Raw genomic sequence first — 25,368 nt, 5'->3', positions numbered from 1 at the left:
GCGGCACAGGCAGCAGTGGCAGCGGCAGCGGCAGCGGCAGCGGCAGCGGCACCGCTCGCCTGGCCGAGGGTGTAGGTGCCACCAGCGAACCCACTGGTGCCGGCCGCTCAGGCTTCGTCGATAGCGTCTATAGCGGCGGAAAGAAGCCGACCCTGCTGCGCGACGAAGACTCGGCCTGGCGCGAGCTTGCGCGCCGCTGGAACATCGACATCCCACCGGGCGTGTCGGCCTGCGATGCGCTGGGCGGTCAGCAGCTTCGATGCTTCGCCGGCGTCAGCACCCTCGAGGAGATCCGGCGCCTCGACCGTCCCGGCATCCTCACCCTCGACGTGGCAACCGGCAGCCCGTCCTATGCGCTGCTGCTGGCGCTGACGCCGCACAGTGCCACCCTGCAGGCCGCGGGAACGCAGCAGACCGTCACGCTGCAGGCGTTGAAGGCCCGCTGGAGCGGCGACTTCGCCACCTTGTGGCGCACGCCGCCGAGCTACACCGGCACCGAAGGCGACCTGCGCCGCGACAGCGAGACGCTGGCCTGGGTGGCCGCGCAGCTCGCACAGAACGACGCGCGCGCAAGCGCCGAGATCGTCCGCTCGCCGAGCCTGCTGCGCAGCCGTGTGCGCCGTTTCCAGACGGCGCAGAACCTGCCCGTGAGCGGCATGCTTACGCCGCCCACCTACATGCAACTGAACCGGGTCGCAGGCGCAGACGAGCCGCGCCTGCACACCGCACCTTGAGCCCCGTACGACCATGTCCTTCATCCTCGATGCGCTGCGGCGCGCGGACGCCCAGCGCGAACGCGATGCGTCCCGCGGCATCCACGCCCAGGCGGGCGACGCGAACCAGCCTGCGGTGCCCGACGGGCGCACGCCTCCATCCGCGCTGCTGCGTTGGGGCGTCCCTGCGCTGGGCGTCGGCCTGCTCGCCGCGGCGGCATGGCAGTGGCTGCCCGTCGGCCATGCGCTGCCGCAGCTTGCGCAGGCGGCGCAGCCCGCCGGCGGCTCCCTCGTGGCGAGCGCCGGTGTGGAAGGCATGGCTGCGGCATCGCCGGGCGGGTCGGTGGGCGCATCGCCGGGCGGACCTGCGCAAGCTTCCGGACACAGGGAGCCACCGGCGCCCGCCGCGCCCGTGGTTTCCCGCGTGCCGGTGAACGCGATCCACCCGCCGCCGCCGCCCAGCCTTCCCGCCGCACGCCCGGTGCCGGCTGCTCCGGATGTGGCGCAGCAGGCGGCAGCCGGCATGCGCCGGGTGGGGGCCACCGCCGATGACGCAGCCGCCGCGGCCCGCGCGGCGGCCGACGCCCGCGCCCGCTCGCGTCCGGGGCTCGGTGCGGCGCCGGCTGCGGGGCAGGTCGGCGATGCTCCGGCGTCCGTGCAGCCGACACAGCAACCGGAGCAACCGCAGCAACCGGAGCAACCGCAGCAACCGCAGCAACCGCAGCAACCGCAGCAAGCGCAGCAAGCGCAGCAAGCGCAACCGGCGACACAACCGACCCAGCCACCGCAGGCTGCGCAGCCACCGCAACCGACCGAGCCTGCGCAGCCTCCGTCCCCGCCACGGTCCGTGCGCTCGGCTCCGGCCGGTCAGCGTGCCACACCGACTGCGCCTCTGCCGCCCGGGCAGCCTGCGCCTGGCGCTCCAGCGGCGGCCTCCGCAGGCCAGCCCGGGGCCGGATCACCGCCATCGCGCACGTCGCCAGCGCCGCAACAGCTGCCGCCGAGGGCGCCTGCATCCGCTCCGGCGGCGGCCGCCGCCAGCGTGCTGCCGCCCGACGCCCCCGCGGTCGCCATCAGTGGCGGTGTCTACTCCCGCGACCCGAGCAAGCGCATGCTGATCGTGAACGGCCAGGTGCATGGCGAAGGGGCCGAGCCGGTGCCCGGAGTGGTCATCGAGGCCATTCGCCCGAGCGGCGCCGTGCTGCGCTATCGGGGCCAGGAGCACACCGTCTCCTTCTGATGCGGTGCGCGCGCGTGCCGATAGAGCGCAGCGGCGCGAGGAAACCGCGCTTGCGCCTCGGCGCAGGCGCATTTCAGCCGCAAGGGCCGACAGCGCGCGCATCGCCGATGCGCGATGCGAACGGCACCTGGTAACCGCGGCGCCTTCGGCGCCACCCGGTGGATGCGCATGGGACACGGAGTGCCGGCGCCGGCACTCCGCGCGCTGCCGAACTGCCTGTTCAGGCGCCTCGGACTGCGTCAGCGACGAACTTTTGAGGTGAGTGCATCGGCCGCGGATCGGGGCGAATTGCACAGGCGGCCCACAAGCGCCCCACCAGCGCCATTCGGTCAGGTATCAGCAAGGGTGGAATCGCTTCGTCGAGAACTCGATCGCTCGCCGCGGTACCCATGCGCGCGCCCGCCGATTTGCCGGCCGGTGCACCGGTTCCGATCCGATTCCCACCGATTTCTACCTTCCATGAACAAGTACATCCGTGTGCAGCTCGCATTGTTCGGCTGCTTCCTCCTTGCAGCTTGCGCGTCTCCCCCGTCACCTCCTTCGCTCAAGGACCACAACAAGGCCCAGATCGAGGAGGGCACCCAGAGAGTCGAAATCTTCTACAGCCCGGAGGAGCACGGCGTTGTGCACATGTTCGGGGAGTCGGGCGCGAGCAGCATGGTGAACGCGGGCGCCCTCTTCGGCGCTGGTGGTGCGCTGTTCGGCGCGGTGCTGGCTCTTGCGGCCGAACGGCAAAGCGCCGAGGACAGCGCCGAGCGAAGCCGTGAGTTCGGCCGGCTTGCGTCCGAAGCCGCCGCGAGCGCCGGGCAGGACATGAACCGCGAATTCGCCGAGCAACTCGCCTCGCACGTGCGGGCGTCCGGCCGTGAGGTGCGCTTGACGCAGGTGAAGCGGCTGCCCGGGCACCTCCCCGGTAGTGGCGCCGACGCCGCCCGAGCGAAACCTGCGGCGGATGCGTGTGCAGGTGCGCAGTGCCCGACGCCGCCCGCTGCAGCGCAGCAGCCTCCTGCGCCCGCCACGACCGAGCCACCTGCAGTCGCCGCCGCGCAGGCCGGCGTGGGTTACTCACCCACCCCCGGCTACACGCCCTTGCTGGTTCGCATCACCACCGGGTATGGCGCCGCAAGCGTCATGAACAGCTATCGCCCGCTGGTCGTCGTGGAGTCGGCTCTGGTGGGCGCCGAACGCGGCGAGTACCTGGCGCACTCCAGGATCAGCCAGTCCCCCGAGGGCGACGATGCCAGGCAGTACCTGCGGTGGACCGAGCTGAAGGAGGATGTGCCGGCCGCCCGCCAGCAGCTCGCAACGCGCCTGTTCGGGCTGAGCGCGGGGGTGAAGGCAGCGCTTTTCGATTTCAGCGCTGCTCCCTGAGCAGACGCCGGCTCGCGCTGCACTGCCGGCGTCCTACGCCGGGGAAGCAATGGCGGTCCAAGGGCGCATGCGTGCGGCCTGCGTCACTGCCTTGGATCGCTGCTTTCGGACGAATGCGTTGCGCGGTGCTGGTTGGCAATTGCTTCTCGGCCTTGCTTTTTGCGGATGCGCGTCGGCCAGGCCCGGTCTGCTCAGTGCCCTCTCGGAGGCTGGAACACCGACCATTTGCCCTCCCGAAATAGGTACAGGGCAGAGGAAATGCGCGCGTGGCGGGCTCCGGCGTGCAAGGCCACGGCGCTGAAGCGCAGCTTGTCGACGGCCGCCTGGTCGTCCAGCGGCGCGAACACCAGCCCACCCTGCTGCGGGACAGCCGCGACCAGCCCGTTGGGATGCTGGCGCTGCTGGTCCAGCCAGAACTGGCGATCCAGGAAATAGCTGCTGCTGAGGTCATTGGCGCGGCCATCGACGCGCATGAGACCGCTGGCCCAGGGGCGCACCTGCGGCTCGCCGTAGATGCGGCGCAGGTTGCGTGCGGCGAGGGTCAGTGCCTGCTCGGCGTCGAGCCGCATGCGGACCAGGTCTTCGGGAGTGGCGCTCTGGAGCTTCTGTGGTCCGTCGAATACGAGCCGAATGTGCATGTCACCGAGGTAGTGGAACCAGCTGGCCTCGATCTCCAGCTCTCGCCCGTCTTCGAGCTGCATCGTGACCTTGCCCCAGGGCTCGAGCCGCTCGTCCTGCTTGTTGGCGCCAGCGCTCTCACGCAGGACGGCCATCAACGTAGCCGCGCCTGCATCGAGCGATTCGGAGGAGGCGGCTGCCGGAGATCCGCCACCCGAGAGGGCAGCGGCCAGCAGCAGGGCGGCGCCGGCGGAACGGACCGCCGGAACCCGGTGGCGTGTCATGCGAATCCCCTTCTCGTCACTGAAACTTTGTTGGCAAGCTCATCGTGCCCTGCCATATGTCACGGCGCAACGACGCTTACATTTTGGACGTGGGGCTGTAGCGTGCAATGCACGCGAACGATGACACAACGGACGTGTTTGGTTACCGAACTTGCGCATCTAAGCATGCGTTTGTGCTCAGCGGTTCTTAGCATTGCCGCTCCACTTTCAACCCGAGCGAGAGGACGTCCCCATGGCTTTGCAGTCTCCCTTCTTCAACAACAACAAGCGTGATGTGCCGGGCGACGCCCCTGCCACCGGTTCGCGCGCTGCCTCGCCGATCCTGGCCTCGCATGTAGCCGCACAGACGGCGCAAGCACAGACGGTCGCGGCCACCCCGGTGCCCGCCGCCATCTCCGCGCCTGCGGCCGTACAGGAGAGCGAAAGCCGCCTGACCGTAGGCCCCAACATCAAGCTCAAGGGAGTAGAGATCACCGACTGCGACACCCTGGTGGTGGAGGGCTCGGTCGAGGCGACGATGGACTCGCGCGTCATCCAGATCGCCGAGCGGGGCTCGTTCAAGGGTTCGGCGGAAATCGACATCGCTGAAATCCGTGGCCATTTCGACGGCAACCTCACCGTGCGCGAGAAGCTCACGATCTTTGCGACGGGCAAGGTCACCGGCCGCATCCGCTACGGCAAGGTGGTGATCGAGGAGGGCGGCCAGCTCTCCGGAGAAGTCGAGTTCGGCACGGCGCCCAAAGCTACCGCCACGCTCCCCGCGCGTCCGCTGCAGCAGGTCAACGGCTGATCCATCCCGCCTGTCCGCTGCCCCTCTCGACGGGGCGGCGACTGCCAGCGTCCTGCGCCGTGGCTGTCTGCGGCGGGGGCACACTCCGCACGCAGCGGAAAAAGAAAAGGGGCCGCGAAAGCGGCCCCTTTTCCTTGCCTGCAAAGGCGGCTTACTTGACGTGCTTGCCGATCAGGCCGGCCATCTCGAACATCGACACCTGGTTCTTGCCGAACAGCTCCTTGAGCTTGGCATCGGCATTGACCATGCGCTTGTTCTGCGCGTCCTGCAGCTTGTTCTTCTTGATGTAGGCCCACAGCTTGGAGACGATCTCGGTGCGGGGCAGGGGCTGGGAGCCCACCACCGCGGCGAGCGCGGGATCGGGCGTCAGGGGCTTCATGAAAGCGGCGTTGGGGGTGCGCTTCTTGGCGGGGGCCTTCTTGGCGGCAGCCTTCTTGGCCGGTGCCGCTGCCTTCTTCGCGGGAGCGGCCTTCTTCGCCGGAGCCGCCGCCTTCTTCGCGGGTGCGGCCTTCTTTGCCGGTGCCGCCGCCTTCTTCGCCACCGCCTTCTTGGCGGGCGCCGCCTTCTTCGCCGGAGCCGCCTTTTTGGCCGCCGGCGCTTTCTTCGCCGCAGCTTTCTTCGCAGTTGCCATTTGACTTTCCTTCTTGAAGTTGATCGTGACCACCAATGAAACGTGATTCACATTGGCAGTGCGGATGCTAAATGAGAAAAAACGCCGTTCCAAGGGAAAAATGGCTTTTTCCATTGGGGGCCGTTGCGTTTTTCCCCCGGGGCGGAGGGACTCGTTTGGCGCGTGTGGCGAGTGCGGGGATGCCGCGGATGTCTCAGCGGTCGCCGGACCGCCGCGAAGGCAGCGTCGCCAGCACGACGCCGAGGATGGCGAGTGCGAGGGCGGCAAGCTGCAGTGCCCCCCATGGCTCGTCGAGTGCAACGACTCCGACCAGCGCCGTGGACACGGGCAGCAGGACGGTGAAGACACCGCTCTCGGACGCAGGCACGTGGCGCAGCCCGGTCATCCACAGCCATACCGTCCAGACGCTGGCGGCCAGTCCGTAGAACAGCAGCAGCAGCCACAACGCCGGCGTCACCGAGGCGAAGTCGAAGCGCAGCGAGGCGTGCAGGCCGAAGGGCGTGACGAGTGCCAGTCCCCAGAGATTGATGAGGGCGCTGATGCGCCTGGGCCCCAGTGCTCCGGTGAGCCGCTTGCCGATCACGGCATAGGCCGCTTCGCAGAGCACCGCTGCGAACACGAGCAGGTTGCCGAGCCAGTACGTGCCGCGGTGCGCAGCGCCGGGGGCATCGATCTGCGCCAGCCCGAGCAGCCCGATTCCCGACGCGGCGCAGGCAAGCGCGAGCAAGGTGCGCGGAGCGATCCGCTCGCCGAGAAAGGCCCAGCTCATGACGGCCACCGCCGCCGGAATGGCCGCAAGGATGACGCCCGCCGAGACGGCGCTTGTCATGCTCACGCCCAGCAGCATGCAGACGGTGAAGAGAAAGTTTCCCAGGAACGATTCGAGGAACAGCAACAGGCGCGTACGCGGCGAGAGCGGCCCCTCCAGAGCGGGCTTGGGCAGCCAGTGCAGCATGGCAACGGCGCCGATTCCGAATCGCAGCCACGCCAGCAGCATCACCGGGAAGACCACGAGCAGTGGCTTGGACAGCGCTACGTAGCTGCCCACCAGCGTCATGCTGAGGGCAAGGCAGCCATAGGCGGCGAGCCGTTGCGAGCGGTTGGACATGCGGCGGTGAACTATCGGGGTGGCCGATCATGCATGAGCCGCGCTGCGGCTTTCCACATGCGTGTCGTCGTTTCACGATGCGACATATCGCCATGCTGCGTTGCCGCATTTTTTCTCAATATAAGAATGGCAATTCCACATTGAGGAAATAGAACGCCAAGTCATTGAAGTACATGGATATTTATTTTGTCTTGTATAAGACAGAAGAGGCGTTGCCGGTCTTCTATAAGACTAGAGTAGGACCCAGTAGCTCACGCACTTACGTCACCACTTTTCAGCAACCTCAAGGAGCGTTTTTATGACCGACTGGACCTCACTCTCGCGCGACCAGCAGATCGCCCAACTCGAGCAGGATTGGGCCGAGAACCCGCGCTGGCACGGCATCAAGCGCGGCTACAGCGCCGCCGACGTCGTGCGCCTGCGCGGCTCCCTGCCGATCGAGCACACGCTGGCAAAGCGCGGCGCGCAGAAGCTGTGGTCGCTGCTGCAGTCCGAGCCCTTCGTCAACTCGTTGGGCGCCTTGACCGGCAACCAGGCCATGCAGCAGGTGAAGGCCGGGCTGAAGGCCGTCTACCTCTCCGGCTGGCAAGTCGCGGGCGATGCCAACAGCAACGGCGAGATGTACCCCGACCAGTCGCTCTACTCGGTCGATTCCGTGCCGAAGGTGGTCAAGAAGATCAACGCGACTTTCGCCCGTGCCGACCAGATTCAGTGGAGCGAGGGCAAGACGCAGGAAGACCAGGGTTATATCGACTACTTCGCTCCCATCGTTGCCGATGCCGAGGCCGGCTTCGGCGGCGTGCTCAATGCGTTCGAACTCATGAAGGCCATGATCGAGGCGGGCGCCGCGGGCGTGCACTTCGAAGACCAGCTGGCTGCGGCGAAGAAGTGCGGCCACATGGGCGGCAAGGTGCTGGTGCCTACCCGCGAGGCAGTCTCGAAGCTGGTCGCCGCCCGGTTGGCTGCCGACGTGATGGGTACGCCCACCGTTCTGCTGGCGCGCACCGACGCCGAAGCGGCCAATCTCGTCACCAGCGACATCGATCCGACCGACCACGCCTTCCTCACCGGAGAGCGCACGGTGGAAGGCTTCTACCGCAGCCGCAACGGACTGGAGCAGGCGATCAGCCGCGGCCTCGCCTACGCCGAGTACGCCGACCTGATCTGGTGCGAGACGGGCACGCCCGACCTGGGTTTTGCCAAGGCGTTCGCGGACGCCATCCACGCCAAGTTCCCCGGCAAGCTGCTGGCCTACAACTGCTCGCCTTCGTTCAACTGGAAGAAGAACCTCGACGACGTGACCATCGCCCGCTTCCAGAAGGAACTCGGCGCCATGGGATACAAGTTCCAGTTCATCACGCTCGCCGGCTTCCACAGCCTGAATTACTCGATGTTCAACCTGGCATGGGGTTACGCGCGCCAGAACATGACGGCCTTCGTCGAGCTCCAGCAAGCCGAGTTCGCGGCGGCCGAGAAGGGATTTACGGCCGTCAAGCACCAGCGCGAGGTCGGCACGGGTTACTTCGACGCCGTCACCACGACCATCGAAGCGCAGGCCTCGACGGCTGCGCTGAAGGGCTCCACCGAAGACGAGCAGTTCTTCGAGCAGCGCAAGGCGGCATAAGGGCGCGGGGCGCCGCTCGCAGACGACGGCACGCTAGAATGCTTGCCTCGTCCGCCTACCTCGGGCGGCGCCACAAGAGCGAGAAAGGCACCCTGGTTATGACACCGCGAACTACTCCGGAAGGAAGCACCGTCGCCTGACGGTCGGGTAGTCGCGACTCGTTCCACGCTCCGCCTGGGGCAGCAAGAAGCAGAAGCGCGGCAATCGACCGCGCTTTCTTCTTTTTCTCGTTCTTCCATCTCCAGACCATGATTCAAGTCACGCTTCCCGACGGCTCACAGCGCGCATACCCCGGCCCCGTAACGGTCGCCGAAGTGGCCTCCTCGATCGGGGCCGGGCTGGCGAAGGCGGCCCTGGCCGGCAAGGTGGACGGCAAAGTTGTCGATACCGCGCATCTGATCGAGCACGACAGCAGGGTCTCCATCGTCACCGCCAAGGATCCCGACGGCCTCGACGTGATCCGCCACTCGACCGCGCACCTGCTGGCCTATGCCGTGAAGGAGCTGTTTCCCGATGCCCAGGTGACCATCGGGCCGGTTATCGAGAACGGGTTCTATTACGACTTCGCCTACAAGCGGCCCTTTACGCCCGAAGACCTCGCTGCCATCGAGCGGCGCATGGCGGACCTTGCGGCCAAGGACGAGCCCGTCACGCGGCGCGTGTTGCCGCGTGACGAGGCGGTCGCGCACTTCAAGGGCCTGGGCGAGCAGTACAAGGCCGAGATCATTTCCAACATTCCTTCTGGCGAGGATGTGTCCCTCTACCGGGAAGGCGGCTTCGAAGACCTGTGCCGCGGTCCGCACGTGCCGAGCACCGGAAAACTCAAGCATTTCAAGCTCATGAAAGTGGCCGGCGCTTACTGGCGCGGCGACCATCGCAACGAGATGCTCCAGCGCATCTACGGCACGGCCTGGTCCACCAAGGAGGAACTGCAGCAGTACCTCACCATGCTGGAAGAGGCTGAAAAGCGCGACCACCGTCGGCTCGGGCGCGAGCTCGACCTGTTCCACATCGACGACCATGCGCCAGGGGTGGTGTTCTGGCACCCCAAGGGCTGGACCGTCTGGCAGGAGGTCGAGCAGTACATGCGCCGTGTCTACCGCGACAACGGCTACCAGGAGGTCAAGGGGCCGCAGCTGCTCGACAAGACGCTCTGGGAGAAGACAGGCCACTGGGACAAGTACCGCGAGAACATGTTCACGACCGAATCGGAGAAGCGCGACTATGCGCTCAAGCCGATGAACTGCCCTGGGCACATCCTGATCTACAAGCAAGGCGTCAAGAGCTACCGCGATCTGCCGCTGCGCTACGGCGAGTTCGGCCAGTGCCACCGCAACGAGCCCACGGGCGGGCTGCACGGCATCATGCGGGTGCGCGGCTTCACCCAGGACGACGGCCACATCTTCTGCACCGAAGACCACATCCTGGGTGAATGCACTGCGTTCACCGCGCTGCTGCAGAAGGTCTATCGTGACTTCGGCTTCACGGAGGTGATCTACAAGGTGGCGACGCGGCCCGAAAAGCGCATCGGCTCCGATGAGAGCTGGGACAAGGCCGAGCACGCGCTCAAGGAAAGCCTGCGCGCATCGGACTGCGAGTTCGAGATCGCCCCGGGCGACGGCGCGTTCTATGGTCCGAAGATCGAGTACACGCTCAAGGACGCCATCGGGCGCCAGTGGCAGTGCGGCACGATGCAGGTCGATTTCTCCATGCCCGAGCGGCTGGACGCCGAGTACGTCGGAGAGGACGGCAACCGGCACCGGCCAGTCATGCTGCACCGGGCCATCGTGGGCAGCATGGAGCGTTTCCTCGGCATCCTCGTCGAGCAGCACGCCGGTGCACTGCCGGCGTGGCTCGCTCCGGTGCAGGTGGCCGTGCTGAACATCACCGACGCGCAAGCCGATTACGCCCGCGAAGTCGGCAAAACGCTGCTAAATCAAGGGCTTAGGGTAGAGCTCGACCTTCGCAACGAAAAAATCACGTATAAAATACGGGAGCATTCGCTGCAGAAGCTGCCCTACATCCTGGTCGTGGGCGACAAGGAAAAGGCTGCAGGCGCTGCATCGGTTCGCGCCCGGGGCAACAAGGATCTTGGCGTGATGGCGGTCGAGGAGTTCGTCCGCATCATCGCCCGAAACATTGCCGACAAGACCTGATTTTCAAAGGAAGCACACCATCGCTACTGATTTTCGCGACCGTCGCCACCGCGAGGAACGCAAGCACCGCCTGAACCGTGAAATCATGGCCCCTGAGGTTCGCCTCTCGGGTCCCGAGAACGAGCCGCTCGGCATCGTGAGCCTGCAGGAAGCTCTGCGCATGGCTGGCGAACTGGACGTGGACCTGGTCGAGATTGCGGCCACAGCCAATCCGCCGGTGTGTCGGCTGATGGACTACGGCAAGTTCAAGTACCAGGAGCAGAAGAAGGCGGCGGAAGCGAAAGCGAAGCAGACGGTCATCGAGATCAAGGAAGTCAAGTTTCGCCCGGGCACGGACGACGGTGACTACAACATCAAGATGCGCAACATTCGGCGGTTCCTGGCCGAGGGCGACAAGTGCAAGATCACGCTGCGCTTCCGGGGCCGCGAGATCACCCACCAGGAGATCGGGATGGCGCTGTTGAACCGCATCCGCGACGAGCTCGGCGACACCATCCTCGTGGAGCAGTTCCCCAAGCTCGAGGGGCGTCAGATGATCATGATGATCGCTCCTGGCCGCAAGAAGCCGCAGCCGGCGGCCAAGTCGCCTTCCGAGGCGCAGGGCGCTTCGGCCTGACATCCGAGGCGCGCGTCGCCTCGCACCAATTGCAGGTTGGTCGCGAGTGGGTTGGTCGCCCGCTCGTATCAAGAAGGGCGCTCTTCGGAGCGCCCGAATAGAAGTGGCTCGGGGCCAGCAAGTCCGCGGAAGGTTCGCGGCGCCTCACGAGCACAAATGAAGAAGGAGCATGTACATGCCCAAAATGAAGACCAAGAGCAGCGCGAAGAAGCGTTTTCGCGTTCGTCCCGGTGGAACCGTCAAGCGTGGACAGGCGTTCAAGCGCCACATCCTCACGAAGAAGACCACCAAGAACAAGCGGCACCTGCGTGGTGCGGTGACTGTGCATGAGACCAATATGGGTCACATCGCGCAGATGCTCCCGTTCGCGGGCCTCTGATCAACGACGAACAAGGAGTAACGCATGCCTCGCGTCAAACGTGGTGTAACAGCCCGCGCTCGCCACAAGAAAGTCCTCGCCCTGGCCAAGGGCTTCCGCGGCCGCCGCGGCAACGTCTTCCGCATCGCCAAAGAAGCGGTGATGAAGGCGGGGCAGTATGCCTATCGCGACCGTCGTACCAAGAAGCGCGTTTTCCGTCAGCTGTGGATTGCGCGTATCAACGCCGCCGCGCGTGAACTGGGCCTGACCTACAGCCAGTTCGCCAACGGGGTGCGCAAGGCCGGTATCGAGATCGACCGCAAGGTCCTCGCGGATATCGCCGTGCACGACAAGGCCGCTTTTGCCGGCATCGTGGAGCAAGTCAAGGCCAAGCTGGCGGCTTGAGTTCACGTCGCGCGCCGGCCCTTGGGTCGGCGCCCGGTGCAACCAACCTCGACAGGGCTAGGGCTTGCAGGCACTAGCCCTGTTTTTTTCCCCATGAGCAACGAACTCGATTCCATTGTCGATGCCGCGCGGGCGGCCTTCGCCCAGGCCGCTGCGCCGGCACAGCTCGAAGACGCCAAGGCGCGCTTCGTCGGCAAGTCCGGCCGCATCACCGAGTTGATGAAGGGCCTGGCCGCCCTCAGCCCCGAGGAAAAGAAAGGCCGCGGCGCCGCCATCAACCAGGCGAAACAGGCCATCGAGGACGCGTTGAATGCCCGACGCAAGGCGCTGGCCGATGCGGAGCTGCAAGCCCAGCTGGAAGCGGAGGCGCTCGATGTGACGCTGCCGGGCCGCCGCCGGGAGCTCGGCGGGCTGCACCCGGTGAGCCTCACCATGGAGCGCATCGAGCAGATCTTCGCGAGCATGGGCTTCGACGTAGCCGACGGGCCGGAAATCGAGAGCGATTGGCACAGCTTCACCTCGCTGAACAATCCGCCGAACCATCCTGCGCGGTCGATGCAGGACACCTTCTACGTCGATATCGACGGCGAAGACGGCATCCCCTACAACCTGCGCCCGCACACCAGCCCGATGCAGGTGCGCTACGCGCATGCGCACATCAAGAAGTTCGCCGGACGCGAGGACATGCCCGAGATACGTGTGATCGCGCCCGGACGCACCTACCGGGTGGACAGCGACGCCACGCACTCGCCCATGTTCCACCAGTGCGAGGGCCTCTGGCTTGGACAGAACGTGAGCTTCAAGGACCTGAAGGTCGTGTTCACCGCTTTCTGCCGCACCTTCTTCGAGAGCGACGACCTGGCACTGCGCTTTCGCCCGAGCTTCTTCCCGTTCACCGAGCCGAGTGCCGAAATCGACATCCAGTTCCAGAGCGGCCCGCTCGCCGGTCGCTGGCTCGAGGTGGCCGGCTCCGGACAGGTGCACCCGACCGTCGTGCGCAACATGGGACTCGACCCCGAGAAGTACATCGGCTTCGCGTTCGGCATGGGACCGGACCGTCTGACCATGCTGCGATACGGCGTGAACGACCTGCGCCTGTTCTTCGAGGGCGACATCCGCTTCCTGCGCCAGTTCCGCTGAGCCCGTTCCGCCAACCGACAACGACGACCCGACATGCAATTCCCCGAGTCCTGGCTGCGCGAATTCTGCAATCCGCCGCTCACCACCCGCGAACTCGCCGACACCCTGACCATGGGTGGCCTTGAAGTTGAAGATCTGCGGCCTGTGGCGCCGCCCTTCAGCCGCGTTGTGGTGGGTGAGATCCGCGAGGCCGCGCAGCACCCCAACGCCGACCGGCTGCGCGTCTGCCAGGTGGACGTTGGACAGGGCGCGCTTCTCAACATCGTCTGTGGGGCGCCGAACGCGCGTGCCGGCATTCGCGTGCCTTGTGCGCTGGTCGGCGCCGAGCTGCCGCCGGGCGAAGACGGCAAGCCTTTGCAGATCCAGCTGGGCAAGCTGCGCGGCGTGGAAAGCCAAGGGATGCTGTGCTCGGCCCGTGAACTGCAACTCAGCGAAGACCACGGGGGGCTGCTCGAACTTGCCGCAGACGCGCCGCTCGGCGCGGACGTGCGTTCGGTGCTTGCCCTCGACGACACCCTGTTCACGCTCAAACTCACACCCAACCTGGCGCACGCCTTGAGCGTCTATGGCGTCGCACGCGAGCTGTCCGCGCTCACCGGCGTGCCGTTGAAGGCGCCGCGATTCGCGCCGGTCCAGCCGCAGCACGACGCGCGGCTACGGGTGCGGGTCGAAGCCGCCGACCTCTGCGGGCGTTTTTCCGGCCGCATCGTGCGCAACGTGGACACGCGCGCGCGCACGCCGCAGTGGATGGTGGACCGGCTTGCGCGTTGCGGTCAGCGCAGCGTCACGGCGCTCGTGGACATCTCCAACTACGTGATGTTCGAGTTCGGGCGCCCCTCGCACATCTTCGATCTCGACAAGATCCACGGCGCGCTGGAAGTCCGCTGGGGCCGGGCGGGCGAAACGCTCAAGCTGCTCAATGGCAACGTCGTGGAACTCGACGAGCGCGTGGGCGTCATCGCGGACCAGGCGCAGGTGGAGTCGCTGGCCGGCATCATGGGCGGTGATTCGAGCGCCGTGTCGGACGCCACGCGCAACGTGTACGTGGAGGCTGCCTTCTGGCATCCGCAGGCCATCCAGGGCCGCTCGCGTCGCTTCAATTTCTCGACCGACGCCGGCCACCGGTTCGAACGCGGCGTGGACCCGAGCCAGACCGTCGAGCACATCGAGCACATCACCCGCCTGATCCAGGAGATCTGCGGCGGCGAAGCGGGCCCCATCGACGACCATGTGGTCGCGCTGCCCGAGCGCCAGCCGGTGCGGCTGCGGGCAACGCGCGCGGCCAAGGTGATCGGGATGCCGCTCACCGCCGCACAGTGCAGCGAGGCGCTGGGCCGCATGGGTCTGGACGTGGACATCGACGGTGACGTCCTCACCGTCGTGCCGCCGCCCCACCGATTCGATCTGGCGATCGAAGAGGACCTCATCGAAGAAGTGGTGCGCATCGTCGGGTACGACAATCTGCCCACTACTCCGCCGCTTGCGCCGGTCGTCGCCCGCCCGATACCCGAGTCTCGGCGCGGTCGCTTCGCCGTGCGGCGCCTGCTTGCCGCGCTCGGCTACCAGGAGACGATCAACTTCAGCTTCGTCGAGGAGGCCTGGGAGCGCGACCTCGCCGGTAACGCCAACCCCGTGCGCCTGCTCAACCCCATCGCCAGCCAGATGGGTGTGATGCGCTCCTCGCTCATGGGCTCCTTGCTGCAGGTGCTGCGACACAATCTCGATCGACGCGCGGAACGCGTGCGGGTGTTCGAGCTCGGGCGCGTGTTCCTGCGCGACGAAGGCGTCGAGACCACGGACACGACCGTGCGCGGCGTGCGCCAGCCGATGCGGATCGCCGGGCTCGCGTACGGCACCCCGGATGGCTTGCAGTGGGGTCGCAAGGGGCAGCCCGCGGCCGATTTCTTCGATCTCAAGGGCGACGTGGAGTCGCTGCTCGCACCCGCACGGGCCGAGTTCCGGGCGGCCGCGCATCCCGCACTGCATCCCGGGCGCTGCGCGTCCGTATGGTTCGGTGACCAGGAGATCGGCGTGCTGGGTGAGTTGCACCCGCAGTGGCGTCAGGGCTGGGAGCTGCCCGGTGCGCCGCTGCTGTTCGAGCTGGACCTCGACGCCGTCCTGGCGCGTCGGCAGCCGGTGTTCGAGCCAGTGCCGCGCTTCCAGCCGGTCGAGCGCGACCTGGCCATCATCGTGTCGGACGACGTGCGGCACGACGCGCTGCTGCAGGCGATCCACGCCGCAGATACCGGTGGGCTGCTGCGCGACGCGCTCCTGTTCGACGTGTACAAGCCGCAGCAGGCGATGGGTGGCCTTGCACCCGACGAGAAAAGCCTCGCGGTGCGCTTGACCCTGGGCAGCGCGCTGGCCACACTCACCGACGACCAGATCGACGCCGCCGTGCGTGCCGTGGTCGATCGCATCGCCTCCGACCTCGAGGGGCGGCTGAGAACCTGAGGCATGGACGCACGCACCAATCACAACGATGAGCTCGAGGGCGACGGGATGGATTTCACCGTCGAGAGCCTGGAGACGCCGGCCCTCACCAAGGCCCAGCTGTCCGAACTGCTGTTCGAGCAGATCGGCCTGAACAAGCGCGAGTCCAAGGACATGGTCGATGCCTTCTTCGACCTGATCGCCGCCAGCCTGATCGAGGGCAAGGACGTGAAGATCAGCGGCTTCGGCAACTTCCAGATCCGCACCAAGGCACCGCGCCCCGGACGCAATCCGCGCACGGGCGAGTCCATTCCGATCGAGGCACGCCGCGTCGTCACGTTCCATGCGAGCCACAAGCTCAAGGAGCAGATCCAGGGACCCGGGCCGGACTTGCTCGACGGGCGCGACGCTGAGTGAGGTCGTAGCGATAAAGGCACGGGCCGCACCCACACGTCTCCCAGCCCGGTGGTCGGCGCAGCTCGCGCTGGCGTGGTCCATGCGGCTGGAGTAACCTCGCAGCTCCCCGCTCACCCGCTTGCTGATCCGCCATGGAGAAGACGCTTCCTCCGATCCCCGCCAAACGCTACTTCACCATCGGCGAGGTCAGCGAGCTGTGCGGCGTCAAGCCCCATGTGCTGCGGTACTGGGAGCAGGAGTTCACCCAGCTGCGCCCGATGAAGCGCCGCGGCAACCGGCGCTACTACCAGCACCACGAGGTGCTCATGATTCGCCGCATCCGTGACCTGCTCTATGACCAGGGCTTCACCATCAGCGGCGCGCGCAACAAGCTCCAGGAACTGGCACAGGGCGATCGCGATCGCCGGCGCATCGGCGAGGCGATGCTGGCGGGCGACGAGTTGGTCGATCTGGATGCAAGCGACTCCGGTTTCGGCGGCGAGAGCGACTTCGGAGAGTCCGAACTGCAGGCAGCAGCGGAACCGGGCGACACTGCGCTCTCGGCTGGACTCGCAGTCGATGAGTTGGCGCACGCGCTCGGCCAGTTGCGGCAGGAACTGCGCGAAATCCGCGATCTCCTGTCGCCGCCGCGGTGAGCCTTGCCGTTCGGCGCCAGCGCGCGGTTTTCAGTGCGGTGCGGGAGTCGGCTGCGTTTGTGCAGGCAGTTCGTGCAGCATCGCGGCTGCAGGCAGCGACACTTCTGGCTTGTTTCTCGGCCGTGCAACCGGCAGCCCGATGCGTTCGAACACAGACCCACATTTAGTCGCCCGCTCTCGTCGAGCTGCAAAGAACGGCGCCAAACGCCGGCTATAATCTGAGGCTTGTCGGCGTGTAGCGCAGCCTGGTAGCGCACTTGCATGGGGTGCAAGGGGTCGCGAGTTCGAATCCCGCCACGCCGACCATTGACTCGAAAGCCCGGTACCTGAAAAGGTACCGGGCTGTTCTGCTTGTGCGCTCATCCCGCTGGGTGAGGGCAGTGGCCGCGCTATCAGCCGCCTGAAGGCGTGTGGAAACGCGACGTGCAGGGCACTCGAACATGCAGACGCGCGCCGCAGCGGGTTCGCATCGGAGCAATTGGGTAGAAGCCGTCCGGGCAAGCGACCAGGGTGCGTGGCTGTCGGGGAGGGCGCCCCGAGCGTGCGCTGGGGGCCCTTGCTTCGACTGCGCGCTCGCGCAGAGGGCGTCGAAGCTCTATCAGTTGCGGTCGGCACGCATGCGAGGCGCTTCGAACGTGCGTGCCGGCTCCTGTGGCGTGAACACCGGTGCCTGCGCCACCTGCGGCTCAGGCTGGCGCGGTTCGGGCTGCGCCTGGGCAACCCGCTCGGCCTCGGGCGGCGTCACGATGATGACTTCGGCGGGCGCCTGAACCACCGGTTGCGCCGGGGTCACCACGGCGATGGGCACGAATACGGCTGCCGGAGCCGCCTCGACCACTTCGTTGATGCCGGTCTCGCCCATCGGGGCGCCATAGGCATTCTGCTGGCCGGCTCCGATGGCTTCGTTCGCGACGTCGGCATCAGGGGGCACCGATTGGGCCAACGCGCCGCCCACGGCAAAGGCGGCGGCGGCAGCGGCCATCAGACCTTTCAGCTTGAATTGATCAGTCATGTCGTACTCCTTCTTGAATTGCTGGCGTATGGACAGGCGTTTTCGCCTGTGCCCCCATGGGACTGCATAGGGGCTCAGCATTGGCGTCGGGCCGCCGGGACGATCGGCGTCGGACGGCTGCGCACGGGTCGGTTGGCCCTGTCCTAACGATCCGATGCCCTGTCGGACGCCAGGCCGGACATCCCGCGCAATCGGCCCCGTCCTGCGCACGCGCTTGCAAGCGCATGTACGGTTGCGAACGAGCGATGCGGCTGCGCGTCCAACAGGATTGCAGACAACCGAGGAGAGCCACATGACATGCAGCATCAGCGAACTGACCAAGTTCGAAGTTCATGCACGCGACGGTCGCGTGGGGCGTGTGAAGGACGTCTATTTCGACGACGACCGGCTGATCGTGCGCCATCTGGTGGTGGACACCGGCGGCTGGATCACCGGACGCCAGGTGCTGGTGTCGCCCCATGCGGTCGAACGCCTCGACCACGACAGCCGCACCATCGTCGCCAATCTCAGCCGCGATCAGATCGAGAAGGCGCCCGGCATCGACACCGACAAACCGGTATCGCGGCAGCACGAGATGGAGCACTACGACTACTACGGCTACCCGTACTACTGGACCGGCTTCGAGACGTGGGGCGCACTGGCCTATCCCATGGCCTACGCAGGTCAGGCTGCGGGTGCCGGCGCTGCCGGTGCCATCGCCGCCGACCAGCGCGACGCGGCGCCGGCCGATCGCGTGGCGGCCGAAGAGCGCGAAGCCCTGCGGCGTGCGTCCGACCCGCACCTGCGCAGCAGCAGCGAAGTCATCGGCTACCACATCCGCGCGGTGGACGGCAGCATCGGCAGCCTGGACGATCTGCTGTTCGACGAAGGCACATGGCGCATCACGCAACTGATCGTCGATACCGGCAAGTGGCTCCCGGGCAAGCGCGTGGGAGTGGCCGCCGAGCGCCTGCACGGCGTCGATTGGGCGCAGCGCGAGGTGGAGGTCAACCTCACCCGCGAAGACATCAAGGCCAGCTCCCCTGCCGACGCGGACGGGACCTGACCGGCTCGCGCCGGAGCCCGTCGTTGCGCTCAGACGCAGGGCGGCACCATCAGCAGCGTCGCGGCAACGAACAGCGTCTGGGCCGACGCAGCGGCATAGAGCCAGCCGCTGGTGCGCGCGATGAAGCGCGTGCGCGCCGCCGGAGTCGAGGCCTTCGCGGGCGCCTCACCGGAGCGCGCTCCCATGGCGGCGACGGTGCTCGGGCGTGGCGTGATCGCCGGCTCCTCCTGCGAGGTGTCCGGTTGCGCGCGCGCGGCGCGCCAGCACGTCCAGGCTGCCCAGGCGAGGCCGGCCGCCACCGGCGCGGACAGCGCGAGCAGTGTGAAGTTGATCGCGTTCAGCGGACCGCGCGCAGGGTCGGGCGCCGCGAACACGCAGGCCACCGCCTGCGCGCCGTACACCAGGGCGAACCACAGCAGCCACGCCGACTGGCCCGCCACGAGTTGCAGCGGATGGTGGGGTGCGAAGAACCTCATCCTCCGTACGCTCCCATCAACGGCGGCAGCAGGGCCATCGCGCCCCACGCCACAAGCGCAGCCAGCGCGGTGAATTGCCACAGCATCAGCACGATGTGCGGCTCGTAGGGGGCGTCGGTGGACACGTAGCGCCAGCGCACGTGGGCACGTAGGGCCTGCAGGGCGCTGGCCACGCTGCACATCCCGCCGTGCACCACCAGGAACCACAGCGTGAAGGCCAGCAGGGCGTCGTGGGCGGTCTGCGTTGGCTGCAGTGGCGCGAAGAGCAGCAGCCAGGCCAGTCCGGCGCAGCCGGCGAGGCCGAGGGCGGCGGCCAGCAGCATGTGCCCACCCAGCCCCTTGCCTTCGCCGCGGCGCAGGCGCATGACGCTGCGGCGCGTCACCAGCATCGCGCAAATGAAAGCGAGCGCCACGCCGGCCAGCGGCACCATGCCGATCGGCGACTCTGCCGGCGGGTTCCACGCGGGCGCGACGGTCCACAGGTAGGCCCACGCGAACACCAGCGATGCGTAGAGGGCGGTGTCCGCCAGCAGCGTGAGGCCGGTGCCCCAGAGGCCGGGGCCGTCGAAGGTGCGTGGATGCAGTTCCAGGCCCTGCGGAAGGTCGGGGTCGTCCGGCGTTTCACCGAGTGCATGCTCCCCGTTCTCCCACGACCAGCGCAGCAGCACCAGCACCGCGAACACCGCCAGCCCGAGCGCCACCCAGTAGGTCTTGAGCAGCAGGCAGATGCACAAGGCGGCCAGCAGCAGCCCAGCCAGCAGCGGCCACCAGGAGTTGCCGGGCAGGTGGATCACCTCGCGCGGCTCGCCGCTGATCGGGTTGCAGCCCAGCGTTTCGCGCCGGCCGTGCGCAGCGTGCGGCAGGGCGTGCCGGCCGGTGGCGATCTCCTGCGCCAGCATGGGGTCGTCCCAGAGTGGGTGACGGGTGGGCAGCGGCGGCAGGCTTGCGAAGTTGTACGAACGCGGCGGCATCCCGGCGCCCCACTCGAGCGTGTCGGCCTGCCACGGATTGAAAAGCGCCTTGCGTCCCCAGCGGAAGTGCAGCAGCCAGTCGAGCAGCACCGCGGCGGTGCCCATGGCGAGCACGAAGGAGAAGATCGACGAGACCAGGTTGGGCATGGACCAGCCCAGGCCCTCGGCGTAGGTGAACACCCTTCGCGGCATGCCGATCAGCCCCGTCCAGTGCATGATGAGGAAGGTGCCGTTGAAGCCGATGAAGGTGAGCCAGAAGCCCACCTGCCCGAGCCGCTCGGAGGCCATGCGGCCGCTGAACAGCGGCAGCCAGTAGTAGATGGCCGCGACCAGCGGAAACAGCATGCCGCCGATCAGCACGTAGTGCAGGTGTGCCACCACGAAGTGCGTGTCGTGCACCTGCCAGTCGAAGGGCACGAAGGCGACCATGACCCCGGTCAGCCCGCCTGCCACGAAGATCGCCACGAAGCCCGCCAGCCACAGCATCGGCAGTGACCAGCGCGGGCGGCCGCTCCACAGGGTGGCGATCCAGGAGAACACCTGGATGCCGTTCGGGATCGCCACCAGCATGCTCGCCGCCGCGAAGAAGGCCTGCGCGAGCGCCGGGATGCCGACGGCGAACATGTGGTGCACCCACAGGCCGAAGCTCAGGAACCCGGTGGCGATCAGCGACAGCACGACCCAGCTGTAGCCCACCAGCGGCCTGCCTGCGAACACCGGCACCAGCGTGGAGACCACCCCCGCGGCGGGCAGGAAGATGATGTAGACCTCCGGATGGCCGAACAGCCAGAACAGGTGCTGCCAGAGCAACGGGTCGCCCCCGCGCTGTGGATCGAAGAAGGCCCAGCCGGCCGCGCGTTCGATCTCCAGAAGGATCGACCCGAGGATCAGCGGCGGAAAGCCCAGCACGATCATGAAGGAGCTGACCAGCACGGCCCAGGCGAAGACCGGCAGGTGCTGCAAGCCCATGCCCGTGGCGCGGGTGCGCAGGATCGAGACGATCAGGTCGATGGCAGCCGACATCGTGGAGATCTCCACGAAGGTGACGCCGAGCAGCCAGAAATCGGACTGCAATCCGGGCGTGAACTGGCTCGACAGGGGCGTGTACATGAACCAGCCGGCATCGGGCGCGAGACCCATCAGCAGGCTCGAGGTGAGGATGACGCCGCCGAACAGATAGCACCAGTATCCGAAGGCGGACAGCCGCGGAAAGACGAGGTCGCGCGCGCCCAGCATCTTGGGCAGCAGGTAGCCGGCGAGCCCCTGCAGCACCGGCACCGCGAACAGGAACATCATCATCGTCCCGTGCATGGTGAAGGCCTGCGCGTACGCCTCCCCGGTCATGAAGTGGTGCTCGGGCCGCGCCAGCTGCGCGCGCATGAGCATCGCCAGCAGACCTGCGATGAGGAAGAAGATCGCCGCGGTGACCATGAAGCGGCGCATCACGATCGTGTGGTTCACCACGGACAGCGCGCGCCATCCGGTGGGGTTGCCCCACACCCGCTCGAACTCTTCGTGCAGGCGGTCGGGGTCGCGCGCCGGGCCCTGCGCAAGAGGCTCGCTCATCGTGCGGGCTCCTGCATGGCAGCGCCGCGGCGCTGCGCGAGCCATTCGTCGAAAGCCTGCGGCTCCATCGCGTAAACCTCGAATTTCATGAAGGGGTGTTCCACGCCGCAGTACTCGGCGCATTGCCCCAGGAACCGGCCAGCCTGCTCGGGGTGCAGACGCAGCACCTGCACGCGCCCCGGCAGCGCGTCCAGCTTGCCTGCCAGGCGTGGAATCCAGAACGAGTGGATCACGTCGGCACTGGTCACGTGCACGTCCACGGCGCGTCCTACCGGCAGCCGCAGCTCGTTGCGCAGGCGAACCCCCGCCTCGGTGTAGTGCATCTCCCACCAGAAGCGGTTGCCCGTCACGCGTACCTCCAGCGCTTGCGGGCCTTCACCCGCGCTGCGTGCAAGCGGCAGCTGGTGCGTGCCGGCGGGTGCGCCGAAGAACATCAGCGCCAGGATGGCCGCCCCCGGCAGCAGCACCCCGCCGCCGATCAACCACCAGCGCGCGGCACGCTGCGCCTGTTGCGGCGTGTGGTCGCGGCGCGAGCGCATGGCCAGCAGCCACAGCACCAGCACCCCGGTCAGCACCACCACCGAAATACCGAGCATCCACCACCAGACCAGCGCGATGGCATCGGCCGAGCGGCCCATCGGAGCGAGCGTGGAGAGCGGCCCACCGCAGCCGGTCAGCGCGAGGAGGGCCCCCGCGCACCCCGCACGCGCTCCCATAATGCGTCCATGTCCGCCAACCCCGAGCCGATCCTCAGCGTCGCCGCGATCAAGGGTCATCCCCTGCATCCGATGATGATCCACTTTCCCGTGGCCGCCCTCATCGCGCTGGTGCCGGCGGACGTGGGCTTCCTGTGGAGCGGCGATCCGTTCTGGGCGCGCGTCGGACTCTGGCTGGCCGGGGTCGGCGCGGTCGGTGGATGGATCGCGAGCATGGCCGGCCTGGTCGATCTGTTGTTCGTGCGGCGCGTGCGCCGACTCATCACGGCCTGGGGGCACGCCTTGATGGCGGTCATGATGCTGTCGCTCGCCAGCATGAACTGGCTGCTGCGACTGAGCGTCGGTCCCGGCGATGCGGTCTATCCCTGGGGCGTCGGTGTGTCGGTCATCACGGCCGGCTTCATCGCACTGGCGGCGTATCTCGGCGGACGCCTGGTGTACGAACACGCCGTGGGCGTCGATACCACCGAATAAGGGCTGCTGCCTGTGCAGCGCCTGCAAGGGCGCGGCGCAGTGCGCGACGGAGGGTTCTCTCGCCATCGTCAAAACGGTTTCCCGAGCACCAGCCAGGCGATCAGTCCCACCCACAGCACCGAGCCCATCCCCACCAGGGTGCAGAACGTGCGGGTGAAGCGCGGCGGATGAGGCTGCGAGGCGCGCTCGGCCCGCAGGATGAGCATGCCGCACATGCCGTGCCCCAGCACCAGCAGGCCCACCACCGCGAGCTTGGCGATCAGCCACTGCGCGACGGGCCCGTACAGCAGGAAGATGGCGGTGCCCGATGCGATGGCGACCAGGGCGGCCGGCGTGGCGACCTGCGTGAACAGCATGCGAAGGCGGCCGCGCTGGTCCGGATCGACGACCTTCGCCGGCTGCGGTCCGGCCGCCACGGCGATCGCGGCGGGCAGGTACAACAGGGATCCGCACCACAACACGATGGCCGTGATGTGCAGCAATTTGAGCCAGGGCACGAGAGACTCCGCAGGAAGGGTGTGCCGCTGCACGCGGACGGCGAAACGACTCGGCCATATTGAGCCGTGTGGGCAGCCTCCTACGCTCCGGCAGGATGAAATTCTTGTAGGACGGCGCGCCTGCGGGCGACGCCTGTCAGGGGCAGCAGCGAAGCGGCTGCGGCAGTACGGGCGCAGGTGCCGCGCAGCGTCGCAGGAGCCTGGGGCGGGAGAACGCAGGAGGGAAAGGGCGAGGGGGTGGTCGAAGCAGGGGATTGCTCCGCCGTGCCCGCGCGGCAACCCCTTGTGCAGGGGCGTGTCCTTGCCGGGGGTGCGCGAGTGCGCCTAGTCGATGTCCAGGGTATGCACGCCGATGCTCCCCCGGCGGCGGTCATCGAAGTAGCGCATCAGGGTCTCGCGGACGGTGCGAAAAGCGATCTCGTCCCAGGGCACCTCGGCCTCGGTGAAGAGCCGCGCTTCGATGGTCTCTATGCCCGGCTCGAAGCGATCGCTGGTCAGTCGGGCGAGGTAGAACAGATGCACCTGGCTCACCCGGGGCACGCTCAGCACCGACAGCAGGCCTTCGAGCTGGAACTGCGCGCCGGCTTCCTCGACGGTCTCGCGCGCCGCACCTTCGGCGGTCGTTTCACCCAGCTCCATGAAGCCGGCCGGCAAGGTCCACTTGCCCCAGCGTGGTTCGATATTGCGTTTGCACAGCAGCACGCGATCGCCCAGGTAAGGCACGGTGCCCACCACGTTGAGCGGGTTTTCGTAGTGGATGGTGGCGCAGGAGGTGCAGACCGCGCGCTCGCGGGTGTCGCCGTCGTCGGGGAGCCGGTAGGCAACCACCGTGCCGCAGTTCCGGCAGTGTTTGATGGGGCTGCGCAGCATGGCCAAAGTGTAAGGGCGAAAAAAAAGCTCCCCGGGGGGAGCCTTGGAGAAACCGTTGCTGCGGATGCGTGGCGGGCGCAACCGCTGGCTGCTCGGCTCGGTCAGGCCTTGCGGGCTGCCGCGCCGCTGTTCTTGCCGTGCTTGTCGATCAGTGCGCGGGCGGTCTCGAGCAGCTTCTTGCCGTCGTAGCCGCGCTTGTCCATGTCGGCCGCCCACTCGACCTCGACCAGGCGCGCCTTGCGGCGGAACTCCTGGGCATCGGCCGCCGGGATGGTGTAGATCGTGTTCTTGCGGTCTTCGGCCGCCTTGCGGCCCACCGGGTCATTGCCCTGCTGGACCTTGCCCAGCCAGGCCGAGGTGGCCTGGCCCGAGTTGGCGTCGATCACCTTCTTCAGCTCGGGCGACAGCGACTCGTACTTGTTCTTGTTCATCGCCATCACGAAGGTCGTGGTGTAGAGCGCCCCGCCGGCCGGATCGAACTCGCTGTGGTACTTGGTGAGCTCGTGCACCTTGACGGAGGGCACCACCTCCCAGGGAATCACGCAGCCGTCGATGGTGCCTTTGGACAGGGCATCTGGAATCTGCGGCAGCGGCATGCCCACCGGCACCGCGCCCAGGTAACCCAGCATCTTGGTGATCTGGCGCGTGGGGCCGCGCACCTTCATGCCGCGCAGGTCGTTGGCGCTCCTGATCAGCTTGTCGCGGGTGTGGAACATGCCCGGGCCGTGCACGTGCAGCGCCAGCACCTGCGTGTCCTTGAATTCGTCCGGCGCCATCGTCTGCACGTAGTCCCAGTACGCCTTCGAGGTGGCCTCGGCGTTGTTCATGATGAACGGCAGCTCGAACACCTCGATGCGCGGGAAGCGCCCCGCGGTGTTGCCGGGCAAGGTCCAGACGATATCGACCACGCCGTCCTTGGCCTGGTCGTACAGCTGCACCGGCGTGCCGCCCAGCTGCATGGCGGGATAGCCCTCGAACTTGATGCGGCCGCCGGAGTCCTTCTCGACCTTGTCCATCCATGGCTTGTGCATGGTGAGCCACACGTTGGACTGCGGCGCCATGAAGGTGTGGAACTTGAGGGTGACGGCCTGCTGCGCCAGGCCGCTGAGGCCGGGGGCGCCCAGGGCCACGGCGGCCGAGGACTTGAGCAGGGTACGACGCTGGATCATGCTTGTCTCCGAAAGGGATGGCCGGACCATACC

General features: G+C 67.2%; 24 protein-coding genes and 1 tRNA gene. 15 read left to right on the top strand and 10 right to left on the bottom strand.

Going from position 1 to position 25,368, the window contains the following annotated elements:
• The first annotated feature begins 747 nt into the window (after window positions 1-747).
• Window positions 748-1,953: a general secretion pathway protein GspB gene (locus WG922_RS06165; RefSeq protein ID WP_340281405.1), complete on the top strand. Its 1,206-nt coding sequence runs from the start codon at window positions 748-750 to the stop codon at window positions 1,951-1,953.
• Between the two features lie 459 nt (window positions 1,954-2,412).
• Complete coding sequence (locus WG922_RS06160; RefSeq protein WP_340281404.1) at window positions 2,413-3,324, top strand: hypothetical protein; 912 nt, start codon at window positions 2,413-2,415, stop codon at window positions 3,322-3,324.
• A gap of 191 nt (window positions 3,325-3,515) precedes the next feature.
• Here WG922_RS06160 and WG922_RS06155 read toward each other — a convergent pair whose 3' ends face one another.
• The gene (locus tag WG922_RS06155; RefSeq protein WP_340281402.1) at window positions 3,516-4,226 is read right to left on the bottom strand and encodes a hypothetical protein; all 711 of its coding nucleotides are present in this window, start codon (window positions 4,224-4,226) and stop codon (window positions 3,516-3,518) included.
• A 232-nt stretch (window positions 4,227-4,458) separates the two neighbouring features.
• Between WG922_RS06155 and WG922_RS06150 the strand changes: the two genes are divergently transcribed.
• Window positions 4,459-5,016, top strand: a complete 558-nt coding sequence (locus WG922_RS06150) for a bactofilin family protein (RefSeq protein ID WP_340281401.1) — start codon at window positions 4,459-4,461, stop codon at window positions 5,014-5,016.
• Between the two features lie 151 nt (window positions 5,017-5,167).
• Here the strand turns inward: WG922_RS06150 and WG922_RS06145 are convergent, their stop codons facing one another.
• Both WG922_RS06145 and WG922_RS06140 read right to left on the bottom strand, forming a co-directional pair.
• Window positions 5,168-5,647, bottom strand: coding sequence for an SWIB/MDM2 domain-containing protein (locus WG922_RS06145; protein ID WP_340281814.1), 480 nt, complete (start codon window positions 5,645-5,647; stop codon window positions 5,168-5,170).
• 193 nt (window positions 5,648-5,840) lie between these two features.
• Window positions 5,841-6,755, bottom strand: coding sequence for a DMT family transporter (locus tag WG922_RS06140; protein WP_340281399.1), 915 nt, complete (start codon window positions 6,753-6,755; stop codon window positions 5,841-5,843).
• Window positions 6,756-7,053: 298 nt separating this feature from the next.
• Here WG922_RS06140 and aceA point away from each other — a divergent pair, with 298 nt between their 5' ends.
• The 10 genes from aceA (at window position 7,054) to WG922_RS06090 (ending at window position 16,845) form a co-directional block, all read left to right on the top strand.
• Window positions 7,054-8,379 (top strand): isocitrate lyase, encoded by a 1,326-nt coding sequence (aceA, locus tag WG922_RS06135; protein WP_340281398.1) that lies wholly within the window; start codon window positions 7,054-7,056, stop codon window positions 8,377-8,379.
• A gap of 248 nt (window positions 8,380-8,627) precedes the next feature.
• The gene (gene thrS / locus WG922_RS06130; RefSeq protein ID WP_340281397.1) at window positions 8,628-10,535 is read left to right on the top strand and encodes a threonine--tRNA ligase; all 1,908 of its coding nucleotides are present in this window, start codon (window positions 8,628-8,630) and stop codon (window positions 10,533-10,535) included.
• Between the two features lie 19 nt (window positions 10,536-10,554).
• On the top strand, window positions 10,555-11,151 hold the full coding sequence (gene infC / locus WG922_RS06125) for a translation initiation factor IF-3 (RefSeq protein ID WP_340281813.1): 597 nt from the start codon (window positions 10,555-10,557) through the stop codon (window positions 11,149-11,151).
• A 175-nt stretch (window positions 11,152-11,326) separates the two neighbouring features.
• Complete coding sequence (gene rpmI / locus WG922_RS06120; RefSeq protein ID WP_340281812.1) at window positions 11,327-11,530, top strand: 50S ribosomal protein L35; 204 nt, start codon at window positions 11,327-11,329, stop codon at window positions 11,528-11,530.
• Between the two features lie 24 nt (window positions 11,531-11,554).
• On the top strand, window positions 11,555-11,914 hold the full coding sequence (gene rplT / locus WG922_RS06115; RefSeq protein WP_340281396.1) for a 50S ribosomal protein L20: 360 nt from the start codon (window positions 11,555-11,557) through the stop codon (window positions 11,912-11,914).
• A gap of 93 nt (window positions 11,915-12,007) precedes the next feature.
• The gene (gene pheS / locus WG922_RS06110; RefSeq protein ID WP_340281394.1) at window positions 12,008-13,054 is read left to right on the top strand and encodes a phenylalanine--tRNA ligase subunit alpha; all 1,047 of its coding nucleotides are present in this window, start codon (window positions 12,008-12,010) and stop codon (window positions 13,052-13,054) included.
• Between the two features lie 33 nt (window positions 13,055-13,087).
• Window positions 13,088-15,508 (top strand): phenylalanine--tRNA ligase subunit beta, encoded by a 2,421-nt coding sequence (gene pheT, locus WG922_RS06105; protein WP_340281393.1) that lies wholly within the window; start codon window positions 13,088-13,090, stop codon window positions 15,506-15,508.
• A gap of 48 nt (window positions 15,509-15,556) precedes the next feature.
• The gene (locus WG922_RS06100; protein WP_340281811.1) at window positions 15,557-15,904 is read left to right on the top strand and encodes an integration host factor subunit alpha; all 348 of its coding nucleotides are present in this window, start codon (window positions 15,557-15,559) and stop codon (window positions 15,902-15,904) included.
• Window positions 15,905-16,035: 131 nt separating this feature from the next.
• Window positions 16,036-16,539 carry a MerR family transcriptional regulator gene (locus WG922_RS06095; protein WP_340281392.1) on the top strand — a complete coding sequence of 168 codons (504 nt, stop codon included), beginning with the start codon at window positions 16,036-16,038 and terminating at the stop codon, window positions 16,537-16,539.
• Window positions 16,540-16,768: 229 nt separating this feature from the next.
• Window positions 16,769-16,845 (top strand) — tRNA-Pro (locus tag WG922_RS06090).
• A gap of 292 nt (window positions 16,846-17,137) precedes the next feature.
• On the opposite strand, the gene WG922_RS06085 is transcribed toward WG922_RS06090, so the two are convergent.
• Window positions 17,138-17,551, bottom strand: coding sequence for a hypothetical protein (locus tag WG922_RS06085; protein WP_340281390.1), 414 nt, complete (start codon window positions 17,549-17,551; stop codon window positions 17,138-17,140).
• Between the two features lie 292 nt (window positions 17,552-17,843).
• Here WG922_RS06085 and WG922_RS06080 point away from each other — a divergent pair, with 292 nt between their 5' ends.
• Entirely contained in the window at window positions 17,844-18,596 is a 753-nt protein-coding gene (locus WG922_RS06080) for a PRC-barrel domain-containing protein (protein ID WP_340281389.1), read from the top strand.
• A gap of 29 nt (window positions 18,597-18,625) precedes the next feature.
• Here the strand turns inward: WG922_RS06080 and WG922_RS06075 are convergent, their stop codons facing one another.
• The 3 genes from WG922_RS06075 to coxB are packed head-to-tail and all read right to left on the bottom strand — an operon-like array spanning window position 18,626 to window position 22,325.
• Window positions 18,626-19,072, bottom strand: coding sequence for a hypothetical protein (locus WG922_RS06075; RefSeq protein WP_340281388.1), 447 nt, complete (start codon window positions 19,070-19,072; stop codon window positions 18,626-18,628).
• Window positions 19,069-21,609 carry a cytochrome c oxidase subunit I gene (ctaD, locus tag WG922_RS06070; RefSeq protein WP_340281387.1) on the bottom strand — a complete coding sequence of 847 codons (2,541 nt, stop codon included), beginning with the start codon at window positions 21,607-21,609 and terminating at the stop codon, window positions 19,069-19,071. Before ctaD ends, WG922_RS06075 begins: the two co-directional genes overlap by 4 nt.
• Window positions 21,606-22,325 (bottom strand): cytochrome c oxidase subunit II, encoded by a 720-nt coding sequence (coxB, locus tag WG922_RS06065; RefSeq protein WP_340281386.1) that lies wholly within the window; start codon window positions 22,323-22,325, stop codon window positions 21,606-21,608. The genes ctaD and coxB overlap by 4 nt, the downstream gene beginning before the upstream one ends.
• Before the next feature lie 9 nt (window positions 22,326-22,334).
• Between coxB and WG922_RS06060 the strand changes: the two genes are divergently transcribed.
• A complete protein-coding gene (locus WG922_RS06060; protein WP_340281384.1) occupies window positions 22,335-22,799 on the top strand; it encodes a DUF2231 domain-containing protein in 465 nt (154 codons plus the stop codon).
• 68 nt (window positions 22,800-22,867) lie between these two features.
• Here the strand turns inward: WG922_RS06060 and WG922_RS06055 are convergent, their stop codons facing one another.
• The 3 genes from WG922_RS06055 to WG922_RS06045 all read right to left on the bottom strand — a co-directional run bounded on the left by WG922_RS06055 (window position 22,868) and on the right by WG922_RS06045 (window position 25,335).
• Window positions 22,868-23,296 (bottom strand): CopD family protein, encoded by a 429-nt coding sequence (locus tag WG922_RS06055; RefSeq protein WP_340281383.1) that lies wholly within the window; start codon window positions 23,294-23,296, stop codon window positions 22,868-22,870.
• Between the two features lie 324 nt (window positions 23,297-23,620).
• Window positions 23,621-24,166: an NUDIX hydrolase gene (locus WG922_RS06050; RefSeq protein ID WP_340281382.1), complete on the bottom strand. Its 546-nt coding sequence runs from the start codon at window positions 24,164-24,166 to the stop codon at window positions 23,621-23,623.
• A gap of 101 nt (window positions 24,167-24,267) precedes the next feature.
• On the bottom strand, window positions 24,268-25,335 hold the full coding sequence (locus WG922_RS06045) for a TRAP transporter substrate-binding protein (RefSeq protein ID WP_340281381.1): 1,068 nt from the start codon (window positions 25,333-25,335) through the stop codon (window positions 24,268-24,270).
• Between the last annotated feature and the right edge of the window lie 33 nt (window positions 25,336-25,368).

This window comes from Ramlibacter sp. AN1015, assembly GCF_037726105.1.
Taxonomy (GTDB): Bacteria; Pseudomonadota; Gammaproteobacteria; order Burkholderiales; family Burkholderiaceae_C; genus Ramlibacter.
This window is presented reverse-complemented; position numbering and strand designations above follow the sequence as displayed.